Raw genomic sequence first — 12,486 nt, forward strand, 5'->3', positions numbered from 1 at the left:
TGTATTATTTACAACTTGTCCGCTAAAGGCATAATTCCCGGTAATGGTATTAAACAGGCATAACAAAATGGGTAATAAACCGATGTACCGGCAGATAGCCGATGCGTTCCGCGAGAAAGTTAGCGCCGGAGAGTTGAAACCTGGCGACGCATTGCCGACGGAATCCAGCCTTCAGGAGGCGTTTAACGTTAGCCGGGTCACCGTGCGGCAGGCTTTAAAACTGCTCGCCGATGAGCAGATCATCGAAAGCATTCAGGGCAGCGGCTCCTATGTAAAAGAAGAGCGCGTCAATTACGACATTTATCAGCTCACCGGCTTTTACGAAAAACTGGCGGATCGCAACGTCGATACGCACAGCGATGTCACCATCTTCGAAGTGGTGAAGGCGGACGCGAAACTGGCCGCGAAATTAGCCCTTAGTCCGGATGACAAGGTCTGGCACGTCAAGCGCGTGCGCTTCATTAAGCTAAAACCGGTCAACCTCGAAGAGACATGGATGCCTCTCACCATGTTCCCTGACCTCACCTGGGAAGTGATGGAGAACTCCAAATATCACTATATTGAGCAGATCAAAAAGATGGTTATCGATCGCAGCGAGCAGGAGCTGGTGCCGATCATGCCATCACAGGAGGCGATCGCCACGCTGGGGCTCGATCCGGCAAAACCGATCCTGGAGAAAATATCTCGTGGATTTTTGAAAGATGGTCGGGTGTTCGAATACAGCCGCAACGTATTTAACACTGACGACTATAAATTCACGCTGGTGGCCCGGCGCAGGCAATAAAAAAGGCCATCTTACGATGGCCAACCATGTCGAAACGGACATTTATTATGTCAAAGCTCCCCGCACGGGGAGCAGAGAGGATTTACTTAATGATGGATTTCAGTGCTTCACCGATGTCAGCCAGGCTGCGAACGGTTTTCACGCCTGCTGCTTCCAGCGCTGCGAATTTCTCGTCCGCAGTACCTTTACCGCCCGCGATGATGGCGCCTGCGTGGCCCATACGCTTGCCTTTCGGCGCGGTGACACCCGCGATGTAGCCAACCACTGGCTTGGTCACGTGATCTTTGATGTAAGCAGCCGCTTCTTCTTCCGCGCTACCGCCGATTTCACCGATCATGACGATCGCTTCAGTCTGCGGGTCTTCCTGGAACAGCTTCAGGATGTCGATGAAGTTAGAGCCCGGGATTGGGTCGCCGCCGATGCCCACACAGGTGGACTGGCCGAAACCGTAGTCGGTGGTCTGCTTAACCGCTTCATAGGTCAGCGTACCGGAACGGGAGACGATACCCACTTTGCCCGGCTTATGAATGTGGCCCGGCATGATGCCGATTTTGCATTCGCCTGGGGTGATCACGCCCGGGCAGTTTGGCCCGATCATGCGCACGCCCGCTTCGTCCAGCTTCACCTTCACGGTCAGCATATCCAGCGTCGGGATACCTTCGGTGATGGTGATGATCAGTTTGATGCCTGCGTCGATCGCTTCCAGGATGGAGTCTTTGCAGAACGGAGCCGGAACGTAGATCACGGTGGCAGTTGCGCCAGTCGCTTCTACCGCTTCACGCACGGTGTTGAACACCGGCAGGCCCAGGTGAGTGGTGCCGCCTTTACCTGGGGTTACGCCGCCAACCATCTGCGTACCGTAAGCAATCGCCTGCTCAGAGTGGAATGAACCCTGGCTACCGGTGAAGCCCTGGCAGATAACCTTGGTATCTTTATTAATTAAAACGGACATTATTTCCCCTCCACTGCGGCAACAACCTGCTGAGCTGCATCCGTCAGACTTTTCGCTGCAATAATATTCAGGCCGCTGTCAGCCAGTTTTTTCGCGCCGAGTTCAGCGTTGTTACCTTCCAGACGGACAACAACCGGGACGTTCACGCCCACTTCTTCTACCGCGCCGATGATACCGTCAGCGATCAGGTCGCAACGTACGATACCGCCGAAGATGTTAACCAGAACGGCTTTCACATTGTCATCGGAGAGGATGATTTTGAATGCTTCGGTCACGCGCTCTTTGGTTGCGCCGCCGCCCACATCCAGGAAGTTTGCCGGCTCGCCGCCGTGCAGTTTAACGATGTCCATGGTGCCCATTGCCAGGCCCGCACCGTTAACCATGCAGCCGATGTTGCCATCGAGTGCCACGTAGTTCAGTTCCCACTGTGCAGCCTGCGCTTCACGTGGATCTTCCTGAGACTGGTCGCGCATTTCGCGCAGGTCAGCCTGGCGGAACAGCGCGTTGCCGTCAGCGCCCAGTTTGCCGTCGAGGCAGATCAGATCGCCCTGCTTAGTGATGACCAGCGGGTTGATTTCGATCAGCGCCAGGTCGCGCTCCAGGAAGATAGTTGCCAGGCCCATGAAGATCTTGGTGAATTGCTGCACCAGTTTGCCTTCCAGACCCAGTTTGAATGCCAGCTCACGACCCTGGTAAGGCATTGGGCCCGCCAGCGGATCGATAGCGACTTTGTGGATCAGGTGCGGGGTCTCTTCCGCCACTTTTTCGATTTCCACGCCGCCTTCGGTAGAGGCCATAAACACCACGCGACGGGAGCTACGGTCTACGACTGCGCCGAGGTACAGTTCTTTTGCAATATCGGTTGCCGCTTCAACCAGGATCTGGTTAACCGGCTGGCCGCCCGCGTCTGTTTGATAGGTCACCAGACGTTTGCCAAGCCAATGTTCAGCAAAGGCACGGATCTCTTCTTTGCTGTTAACAACCTTCACACCGCCCGCTTTACCGCGGCCGCCAGCGTGAACCTGACATTTTACTACCCAAGGACCCGCACCGATTTTAGAGGCGGCTTCTTCTGCTTCACGAGGGGTATTGCAGGCATAACCCACCGGAGCCGGTAAGCCATACCGGGCAAACAGCTGTTTTGCCTGATATTCATGTAAGTTCATGTGTTCTATCCATCCTTCAGGGTAATCGTTAGGTCATGCTTTTGTAGGCCCGGCAGACAAAGCGCCGCCGGGCAGTACGGCTAAAAACTAAACGTCCAGCAGCAGACGAGTTGGATCTTCCAGCAGCTCTTTAATGGCGACCAGGAAGCCCACGGACTCGCGGCCGTCGATCAGACGGTGATCGTAGGAGAGCGCCAGATACATCATCGGCAGGATCTCAACTTTACCGTCAACCGCCATAGGACGATCTTTGATGGCGTGCATGCCAAGGATCGCGCTCTGCGGTGGGTTGATGATCGGAGTAGACATCAGGGAACCGAATACGCCGCCGTTGGTAATGGTGAAGTTACCGCCGGTCAGGTCGTCGACGGTCAGCTTGCCATCGCGGCCTTTTACTGCCAGCTCTTTAATGTTCTTCTCGATGTCAGCCATGCCCAGGGTGTCCACATCACGCAGAACCGGGGTCACCAGGCCGCGTGGGGTAGAAACGGCCATGCTCACGTCGAAGTAGTTGTGATAAACCACGTCATCGCCATCGATGGAGGCGTTCACTTCCGGGTAGCGTTTCAGCGCTTCAACAACCGCTTTCACGTAGAAGGACATAAAGCCCAGACGGATACCGTGACGTTTTTCAAACGCGTCACCGTACTGCTTACGCAGGTCCATGATTGGCTTCATGTTCACTTCGTTGAAGGTGGTCAGCATTGCGGTGGAGTTTTTCGCTTCCAGCAGACGCTCGGCCACACGCTTACGCAGGCGGGTCATCGGCACGCGTTTTTCGCTACGGGCGCCCAGAGCAGGCTGTGCTGCTGGTGCGGCTGCCGGGGCTTTTGCTTCCGGCGCAGCTGGCGCTTTAGCCAGATGTTTTTCAACGTCTTCACGGGTCAGACGACCGCCAACGCCGGTGCCTTTAATGGCAGCCGCGTCGAGGTTGTGTTCAGCCAGCAGGCGACGGATCGCCGGGCTGAGCGCGTCGTTAGACTGCTCTTCCAGGGAGGCCTGCTGGCGCTGGGCTGGAGTAGAGGCTTTCTCTTCAGATTTCGCGCTGGACTCTTTACCTGCGCTGTTGCCTTCACGCAGGCGCCCCAGGATCTGGCGAGAAGTGACGGTTGTCCCTTCATCTTCCAGTACGGCATCAAGAACACCATCCGCCGAAGCCGGTACTTCCAGTACCACTTTGTCAGTTTCGATTTCTACCAGCACTTCGTCGCGCTTAACGGCATCGCCCGGTTTTTTGTGCCAGGTGGCGACGGTCGCATCTGCTACAGACTCAGGCAGGTCGGGAACAAGAATATCTACGCTACTCATTATGTATCCTTTAATTAATCGACGTTCAGCGCGTCATTGACCAGATCTTGTTGCTGCTTCTGGTGAACGGACATATACCCTACCGCCGGAGAGGCGGAGGCCGGGCGACCTGCGTAACGCAGGGCAGACCCAAATGGAATCACTTCACGGAAATGATGCTGGCTGCAGTACCATGCGCCCTGGTTGAGCGGCTCTTCCTGGCACCAGACAAAATCATGTACGTGAGCATATTGTTTCAGCACTTCCTGCATCGCCTGATGCGGGAATGGATAAAGCTGTTCGATACGCACGATGGCGACATCTTTCTGATCGTTCTTACGGCGCTGTTCCAGCAGGTCGTAGTAAACCTTACCAGAACACATCACCACGCGCTTAACCGCCTGTGGATCCAGCTCGTCAATCTCGCCAATCGCCGGCAGGAAGGTGCCGTTCGCCAGCTCATCCAGGGTGGAGACTGCCAGCGGGTGACGCAGCAGCGATTTCGGTGACATCACCACCAGCGGACGGCGCATCCCGCGCAGCGCCTGACGACGCAGCATGTGATAAACCTGTGCCGGGGTAGACGGGACGCAAACCTGCATGTTCTGCTCGGCGCAGAGTTGCAGATAACGCTCCAGACGCGCGGAGGAGTGCTCCGGGCCCTGCCCTTCGTAACCGTGTGGCAGCAGCATCACCAGGCCACACATACGGCCCCACTTCTGCTCGCCAGAGGAGATGAACTGGTCGATAACAACCTGCGCACCGTTGGCGAAGTCGCCGAACTGCGCTTCCCAGATGGTCAGGGTACGGGGTTCTGCCGTGGCGTAACCGTATTCAAACGCCAGTACCGCTTCTTCTGACAGCACGGAGTCCCAGACCTTGAACTGGCCCTGGCCGTTATGCACGTGCTGCAGCGGGGTGTAGGTAGAACCGTTGGTCTGGTTATGAATCACCGCATGACGGTGGAAGAAGGTGCCACGACCGGCATCTTCACCGGACAGACGTACCGGAATGCCTTCATCAACCAGCGTTGCGTACGCCAGGTTTTCTGCGCCGCCCCAGTCGAACAGCTTCTCGCCTGCCGCCATCGCCTGACGGTCAGAGTAGATTTTCTGTACGCGGGACTGCATTTCGATTGCTTCTGGTACGGTGCTGATGCGTTTTGCCAGCTCCTGCAGACGCTTCATCTCGACCTTGTTCGGGTAGCTCTCATCCCACTCGTGGTTGAGGTACGGCGACCAGGTAAAGGAGTGCATGTTCATCGGACGCAGTTCTTTCACCACGCATTCGCCGGCATCCAGCGCGTCGCGGTAAAGATTAACCATCTCGGTAGCATCTTCCAGGGCAACAATCTTCTCCGCTTCCAGCTTGTCAGCGTAGATTTTGCGCGGGGTCGGATGCTTTTTGATTTTCTGGTACATCAGCGGCTGGGTTGCACTCGGCTCGTCCGCTTCGTTGTGGCCATGACGGCGGTAGCAGAACAGGTCGATCAGCACGTCACGCTTGAAGGTGTTACGGAAGTCCAGCGCCAGACGGGTAACGAAAGCAACGGCTTCCGGGTCATCCGCGTTAACGTGGAAGATCGGCGCCTGTACCATTTTACCGATGTCGGTGCAGTATGGCGTAGAACGCGCGTCCAGCGGGTTAGAGGTGGTGAAGCCTACCTGGTTGTTGATCACGATGCGAACGGTACCGCCCACTTCGTAACCACGCGCTTTGGACATGTTCAGGGTTTCCTGAACCACGCCCTGACCGGTGATCGCCGCATCGCCATGAATGGTGATTGGCAGAACTTTGTTGCTGCTTGGCTCGTCCAGACGATCCAGACGCGCACGTACGGAGCCGATAACCACCGGGCTGACGATCTCAAGGTGCGACGGGTTAAACGCCAGCGCCATGTGCACCAGGCCGCCCTGGGTTTCGATATCCGATGAGAAGCCCATGTGGTACTTCACGTCACCGGTACCGAGGTGTTCTTTATGTTTGCCCGCGAATTCGTCGAACAGATCCTGCGGCTTTTTGCCCAGAACGTTGATCAGCACGTTCAGACGACCACGGTGCGCCATGCCCAGTACCACTTCACGGGTACCGCTGTTGCCCGCGTGGCGGATCAGCTCTTTCAGCATCGGCACCAGCGCATCGCCGCCTTCCAGCGAGAAGCGTTTTGCGCCCGGGAATTTAGCCCCGAGGTAGCGCTCCAGGCCTTCTGCTGCGGTCAGTTCGCTCAGGAAGCGTTTTTTCTCTTCGGCATTGAAGGTGGATTTACCGGCAACGGATTCAATACGCTGCTGGATCCAGCGTTTCTCTTCGGTTGAGGTGATGTGCATGTACTCTGCGCCGATGGAGCCGCAGTAAGTTTGCTTCAGCGCTTCCAGCAGATCGCCCAGCTTCATCGTGTCTTTGCCAATAGCGAAAGAGCCGACGTTGAAGGTTTCCTGGAAATCCGCTTCGGTCAGGTCGTGATAAGCCGGGTCGAGATCGGCCACACGCTCTTGCTGCCACAGTCCCAGCGGATCCAGATTCGCATGCTGGTGGCCACGGAAACGATAGGCGTTAATCAGCTGCAGGACTTTAACCTGCTTTGCATTGGTGTCAGGGTCGGAGATGGCGGACGAGTAACGTGAGGCATCCTTCGCCAGACGACGGAAATAATCACGTGTTTTGGAATGAAATTGATCCGGTTTGACACCCGTTCCAGGTAACTCCTGGAACATGGAACGCCAGTTAGCGTCCACTGAATCAGGGTCGGTTAAGAAGTCTTCATAGAGCTGTTCAATCCAGCTTTGGTTTGCACCAGAGAGGAATGAAGAGTCCAGCCAGGCTTTCATTGCGCCGTTCTGCATCGTGATCCCTTAAGCATTTTTATGCTTATTTCGCCGTAGAAACTACCACGCACACCACGTGTACGTGCCGGGGTTCACCTGCGAGCTCTTCTCTATATAGCGGCTCGCGAAGGAACCTTTAGAAACTGTCTAAACTTCAGGGCAGTTTTTAAAGGTTTCTGCATTCCATCCCCTCTCCCCTTTGGGGAGAGGGTTAGGGTGAGGGGAACAGCGCCCCCTCGTGTTACTTACGCACTGCGCTGCAACAACATCGACTTAATGTGGCCGATAGCGCGCGTCGGGTTCAGCCCCTTAGGACATACACTGACGCAGTTCATGATGCTGTGGCAGCGGAATACGCTGAAAGCATCACTCAGCCCTTCCAGGCGGTTGTCGGTTTCGGTATCGCGGCTGTCAATCAGGAAGCGATACGCTGCCAGCAGGCCAGCCGGGCCGATAAACTTGTCCGGGTTCCACCAGAACGACGGGCAAGAGGTCGAACAACATGCACAAAGGATACACTCATACAGGCCATCGAGTTTTTCACGCTGCTCTGGCGACTGTAAATGCTCGCGAGCGGGTGGATTTTGCCCATTATTCAACAAGTAAGGCTTAATCTTCTCATATTGTGCATAGAATTGCCCCATGTCCACCACCAAATCGCGCACGACCGGCAGGCCCGGCAGCGGGCGGATAACAATCTTCTGTCCCGGACGGTTGAGCGCCGAAATCGGGGTGATACAGGCCAGACCGTTTTTGCCATTCATGTTCAGACCGTCGGAGCCACATACCCCTTCACGGCAGGAACGACGGAATGACAGTGTCGGATCCTTTTCTTTCAGCTGCATTAAAGCATCCAGCAGCATCATGTCACGGCCTTCTTCCGCTTCCAGGGTGTAATCCTGCATATGCGGAGCGTCATCTACATCCGGGTTATAACGATAAACTGAGAATTCGAGTTTCATTGTCCTGTCTCCGCATTAATAAGTACGAATCTTCGGCGGGAACGCCGGACGCAGTTTCGGTTCCATATTGACGCTACGACGTGTCATGGATTCCGACTCTGGCAGATACAGGGAATGGCACAGCCAGTTTTCGTCGTCACGATCCGGGAAGTCGAAGCGGCTATGAGCGCCACGGCTTTCGGTACGGAAGTTTGCAGAGACCGCCGTCGCGTACGCGGTTTCCATCAGGTTATCCAGCTCCAGACACTCGACGCGCTGGGTGTTGAACTCGCTGGAAGTATCGTCCAGACGGGCATTTTTCAGACGCTCGCGGATCGCTTTCAGCTGCTCAAGACCTTTCGCCATCGCGTCGCCTTCACGGAACACCGAGAAGTTGTGCTGCATGCACTCCTGCAGCGCCTTACGGATTTCCACCGGATCTTCGCCGTTGCGGTTACCGTTCCAGCGGTTGAGACGTTCCAGAGAGGCGTCGATATTCGCTTCGGTGGCATCACGCAGTGGACCTTGCTCAGCAATGGACTCCTGCAGATGCAGACCCACCGCACGACCAAACACCACCAGGTCGAGCAGAGAGTTGCCGCCCAGACGGTTGGCACCGTGTACGGATACGCAGGCGATTTCGCCTACCGCGAACAGGCCCGGGATCACCACGTCTTCGCCCTGCTCGTTCACGGTCAGCGCCTGGCCGGTCACTTTGGTCGGAATACCGCCCATCATGTAGTGACAGGTTGGGATAACCGGGATCGGCTCTTTAACCGGGTCGACGTGCGCGAAGGTGCGGGACAGCTCCAGGATACCCGGCAGACGGGATTCCAGAACCTCTTTACCCAGATGGTCAAGCTTCAGCTTGGCGTGTGGGCCCCACGGGCCGTCACAGCCGCGACCTTCACGGATTTCGATCATGATGGAACGCGCCACCACGTCACGACCCGCCAGGTCTTTCGCATTCGGGGCATAACGCTCCATGAAGCGCTCGCCGTGTTTGTTCAGCAGGTAGCCACCTTCACCACGGCAGCCTTCTGTGACCAGCACGCCCGCACCGGCGATACCGGTTGGGTGGAACTGCCACATCTCCATATCCTGCACCGGCACGCCAGCGCGGATCGCCATACCGACGCCGTCACCGGTGTTGATATGGGCGTTAGTCGTGGACTGGTAAATACGGCCTGCGCCGCCGGTCGCCAGCACGGTTGCGCGGGCTTTGAAATAGACCACTTCACCGGTTTCGATGCACAGAGCGGTACAACCCACTACTGCGCCATCTTCGTTTTTCACCAGATCCAGCGCATACCACTCGGAGAAGATGGTGGTTTTGTTCTTCAGGTTCTGCTGGTACAGCGTGTGCAGCAGGGCGTGACCGGTACGGTCTGCCGCTGCGGCGGTACGTGCCGCCTGCTCGCCGCCGAAGTCTTTCGACTGGCCGCCAAACGGACGTTGATAAATGGTGCCGTTCTCCAGGCGGGAGAATGGCAGACCCATATGGTCCAGCTCCAGAATCGCTTCCGGGCCGGTCTTGCACATATATTCAATGGCGTCCTGGTCACCGATGTAATCGGAGCCTTTCACCGTGTCGTACATATGCCATTCCCAGTTATCATCATGGGTATTACCGAGCGCGACGGTGATGCCACCCTGCGCGGATACGGTATGGGAACGGGTCGGGAAGACTTTAGAGAGCAGCGCACAGGTCTGGCCGCTCTGGGAAATTTGCAGCGCCGCGCGCATACCTGCGCCGCCGGCTCCAATCACTACAGCGTCAAATTCTCTGACAGGAAGTTTCATCACACACCCCACACCACAACAAATCCATAAATGACGTAAACCACCAGGGCAACGACGATTGCCAGCTGCAACGCGAGACGAATTGCCATCGGTTTAACGTAGTCGGTCAGTACCTGCCACATGCCAATCCATGCGTGGATCAGAATGGAGAACAGCGCCAGCAGGGTAAACACTTTGGTGAAAGCAGAACCGAAGAAACCGGTCCAGATTTCCCACGTCAGGTCGCCGCTGGTGGCAAAGAAACCGATCATGTAGATGATGTAGAGGGTGAGAACGATAGCGGTAGCACGGACCAGAATGAAGTCATGTACGCCGTTGCGTCCTAATGCGGAGGCGTTGCTTACCATACGAGAACTCCTGCGAGAAGTGAAAGCACGACAGTGATAACAAAGGAGATGTTAGCGGTACGCTTGCCGGTTTCGAAGGTCTCTTCCAGATAGCCGAAGTCCATCAGCATATGACGAACGCCGCCGACGACGTGATAAGCCAGCGCGGTCAGGATGCCCCACATGATAAATTTCACGAAGAAACCGTTCATGATGTCAGAGGCCTGCTGGAATCCTTCCGGAGACGAGAGACTGGTACCCAGCAACCATAACAGGATACCCACCGCGACAAACGTGATCACACCGGATACACGATGAAGGATGGACGCTATTGCCGTTACGGGGAATCGGATCGTTTTTAGATCCAGATTGACAGGTCTTTGTTTTTTCACATTTCTTATCATGAATAACGCCCACATGCTGTTCTTATAGTTTCCTTCCTCCGGACTGCGATGCGGGTCAGACAGCGTGCCTTTTATATAACTGTGCGTCATGCAAAACATTGCTTCCAGATGCTCAAATGACACGTTACAACGCTGGTTGGCTCGGGATTGCAGGGTTTTCCGGAGACCTGGCGGCAGTATAGGCCGTTCACAAAATCATTACAATTAACCTACATACAGTTTGTCGGGTTTTATACGGAACAGTGATCAGGGTCACGATAACAACATCTTTTTAATTTTTAATCATCTGATTTGACAAATGTTAAACATTATTGTTACAAACATCACCAGAAAAGGCATATAATGCGCAAAAGTTATGAGGTCTCTCTTTCACCTGAGAATAAGTTATGTAACAGTGTGATGGTATTGACCGAAGTTATCAGGACAGTTATTAGTGATATACAGGTTTGAATAATTCGGACTGCACAAACACTGATTTGCTGTTATTTCTCTGATTTCTCATTTGTTTACCTGCTAGCGCCATTGCTCTGTACCCTGGTTTCTCCTCGTGAGCTGAGCGGCGAGCCAAATAACAAACTGGTAACAATGATAAATCAGCTGAATGCAAATCCGGTTATGGGCAGTCTTAAGCAATAAGGCGCTAAGGAGACCGTAAATGGCTGATACTAAGGCAAAACTCACCCTAAATGGTGACGCTGCTATCGAACTGGATGTGCTAAAAGGCACGCTCGGTCAGGATGTTATTGATATCCGTAGTCTTGGTTCTAAAGGTATGTTTACCTTTGACCCTGGTTTTACCTCCACCGCATCTTGCGAGTCCAAAATCACCTACATCGACGGTGACGAAGGTATCCTGCTGCACCGCGGTTTCCCCATCGACCAGTTAGCGACCCACTCCAATTACCTGGAAGTGTGCTACATCCTGCTGAACGGCGAAAAGCCGACGCAGGAACAGTACGATGAGTTCAAAACCACCGTTACCCGTCACACCATGATCCACGAGCAGATTACCCGTCTGTTCCATGCATTCCGCCGCGATTCACATCCAATGGCGGTTATGTGCGGGATCACCGGCGCGCTGGCTGCGTTCTACCATGACTCGCTGGACGTGAATAACCAGCGTCACCGTGATATCGCCGCGTTCCGTCTGCTGTCCAAAATGCCAACCATGGCAGCGATGTGCTACAAATACTCCATCGGACAGCCGTTTGTTTATCCACGCAACGACCTCTCCTACTCAGGTAACTTCCTGCGTATGATGTTCGCCACGCCGTGCGAAGAGTACGAAGTGAACCCGGTTCTGGAACGCGCAATGGATCGTATCCTGATCCTGCACGCTGACCACGAGCAGAACGCATCTACCTCTACCGTGCGTACCGCTGGCTCCTCCGGCGCGAACCCGTTCGCCTGTATCGCAGCAGGTATTGCCTCCCTGTGGGGACCGGCACACGGCGGCGCGAACGAAGCGGCACTGAAGATGCTGGAAGAGATCAGCTCCGTTGAGCACATTCCTGAATTCGTACGTCGTGCGAAGGACAAGAATGACTCCTTCCGTCTGATGGGCTTCGGTCACCGTGTTTACAAAAACTACGATCCGCGCGCAACCGTAATGCGTGAAACCTGCCATGAAGTTCTGAAAGAGTTGGGCACCAAAGATGACCTGCTGCAGGTGGCGATGGAGCTGGAACACATCGCGCTGAACGACCCGTACTTCATCGAGAAGAAACTCTACCCGAACGTCGATTTCTACTCCGGTATCATCCTGAAAGCGATGGGCATTCCGTCTTCCATGTTTACCGTTATCTTCGCGATGGCGCGTACCGTGGGCTGGATTGCACACTGGAACGAAATGCACACCGAAGGCATGAAAATTGCGCGTCCTCGCCAGCTGTATACCGGCTACGAGCAGCGTAATTTCGAGTCTGACGTGACCAAACGCTAAGGATTGAAGCAGCCTGCTGCCCTCACCCCGGCCCTCTCCCACAGGGAGAGGGTGCA

Annotated in this window: 10 protein-coding genes; 2 read left to right on the plus strand and 8 right to left on the minus strand. The window is 55.1% G+C overall.

Translation table 11 applies throughout. The features are described 5' to 3' along the window. The first annotated feature begins 67 nt into the window (after positions 1–67). Positions 68–784 carry a GntR family transcriptional regulator gene (locus FFB58_RS08080; RefSeq protein WP_138369577.1) on the plus strand — a complete coding sequence of 239 codons (717 nt, stop codon included), beginning with the start codon at positions 68–70 and terminating at the stop codon, positions 782–784. Positions 785–866: 82 nt separating this feature from the next. On the opposite strand, the gene sucD is transcribed toward FFB58_RS08080, so the two are convergent. The 8 genes from sucD to sdhC all read right to left on the minus strand — a co-directional run bounded on the left by sucD (position 867) and on the right by sdhC (position 10,503). Continuing rightward, on the minus strand, positions 867–1,736 hold the full coding sequence (sucD, locus tag FFB58_RS08085; protein ID WP_032617085.1) for a succinate--CoA ligase subunit alpha: 870 nt from the start codon (positions 1,734–1,736) through the stop codon (positions 867–869). Next, entirely contained in the window at positions 1,736–2,902 is a 1,167-nt protein-coding gene (sucC, locus tag FFB58_RS08090; RefSeq protein WP_032617084.1) for an ADP-forming succinate--CoA ligase subunit beta, read from the minus strand. The genes sucD and sucC overlap by 1 nt, the downstream gene beginning before the upstream one ends. A gap of 87 nt (positions 2,903–2,989) precedes the next feature. Beyond that, positions 2,990–4,210 carry a 2-oxoglutarate dehydrogenase complex dihydrolipoyllysine-residue succinyltransferase gene (gene odhB, locus FFB58_RS08095; RefSeq protein WP_039029335.1) on the minus strand — a complete coding sequence of 407 codons (1,221 nt, stop codon included), beginning with the start codon at positions 4,208–4,210 and terminating at the stop codon, positions 2,990–2,992. Positions 4,211–4,224: 14 nt separating this feature from the next. Continuing rightward, positions 4,225–7,032 (minus strand): 2-oxoglutarate dehydrogenase E1 component, encoded by a 2,808-nt coding sequence (sucA, locus tag FFB58_RS08100; protein ID WP_039029334.1) that lies wholly within the window; start codon positions 7,030–7,032, stop codon positions 4,225–4,227. A 227-nt stretch (positions 7,033–7,259) separates the two neighbouring features. Further along, entirely contained in the window at positions 7,260–7,976 is a 717-nt protein-coding gene (gene sdhB / locus FFB58_RS08105) for a succinate dehydrogenase iron-sulfur subunit SdhB (RefSeq protein WP_039029333.1), read from the minus strand. A gap of 15 nt (positions 7,977–7,991) precedes the next feature. Then, a complete protein-coding gene (gene sdhA, locus FFB58_RS08110) occupies positions 7,992–9,758 on the minus strand; it encodes a succinate dehydrogenase flavoprotein subunit (RefSeq protein ID WP_039029332.1) in 1,767 nt (588 codons plus the stop codon). After that, complete coding sequence (sdhD, locus tag FFB58_RS08115; RefSeq protein WP_039029331.1) at positions 9,758–10,105, minus strand: succinate dehydrogenase membrane anchor subunit; 348 nt, start codon at positions 10,103–10,105, stop codon at positions 9,758–9,760. Before sdhD ends, sdhA begins: the two co-directional genes overlap by 1 nt. Next, positions 10,099–10,503, minus strand: coding sequence for a succinate dehydrogenase cytochrome b556 subunit (gene sdhC / locus FFB58_RS08120; protein ID WP_039029416.1), 405 nt, complete (start codon positions 10,501–10,503; stop codon positions 10,099–10,101). Before sdhC ends, sdhD begins: the two co-directional genes overlap by 7 nt. A gap of 640 nt (positions 10,504–11,143) precedes the next feature. On the opposite strand from sdhC, the gene FFB58_RS08125 reads away from it, so the two are divergent. After that, the gene (locus FFB58_RS08125) at positions 11,144–12,430 is read left to right on the plus strand and encodes a citrate synthase (protein WP_039029330.1); all 1,287 of its coding nucleotides are present in this window, start codon (positions 11,144–11,146) and stop codon (positions 12,428–12,430) included. Positions 12,431–12,486 lie beyond the last annotated feature (56 nt).

Origin of the sequence: Enterobacter sp. MF024, assembly GCF_005843915.1 — a bacterium.
Lineage (GTDB): Bacteria > Pseudomonadota > Gammaproteobacteria > Enterobacterales > Enterobacteriaceae > Enterobacter > Enterobacter barmai.

Coding starts and splice junctions, on each gene's coding strand:
- FFB58_RS08080 (WP_138369577.1), top strand. CDS start 68: ATGGGTAATAAACCGATGTACCGGCAGATAGCCGATGCGTTCCGCGAG.
- sucD (WP_032617085.1), bottom strand. CDS start 1,736: ATGTCCGTTTTAATTAATAAAGATACCAAGGTTATCTGCCAGGGCTTC.
- sucC (WP_032617084.1), bottom strand. CDS start 2,902: ATGAACTTACATGAATATCAGGCAAAACAGCTGTTTGCCCGGTATGGC.
- odhB (WP_039029335.1), bottom strand. CDS start 4,210: ATGAGTAGCGTAGATATTCTTGTTCCCGACCTGCCTGAGTCTGTAGCA.
- sucA (WP_039029334.1), bottom strand. CDS start 7,032: ATGCAGAACGGCGCAATGAAAGCCTGGCTGGACTCTTCATTCCTCTCT.
- sdhB (WP_039029333.1), bottom strand. CDS start 7,976: ATGAAACTCGAATTCTCAGTTTATCGTTATAACCCGGATGTAGATGAC.
- sdhA (WP_039029332.1), bottom strand. CDS start 9,758: ATGAAACTTCCTGTCAGAGAATTTGACGCTGTAGTGATTGGAGCCGGC.
- sdhD (WP_039029331.1), bottom strand. CDS start 10,105: ATGGTAAGCAACGCCTCCGCATTAGGACGCAACGGCGTACATGACTTC.
- sdhC (WP_039029416.1), bottom strand. CDS start 10,503: ATGTGGGCGTTATTCATGATAAGAAATGTGAAAAAACAAAGACCTGTC.
- FFB58_RS08125 (WP_039029330.1), top strand. CDS start 11,144: ATGGCTGATACTAAGGCAAAACTCACCCTAAATGGTGACGCTGCTATC.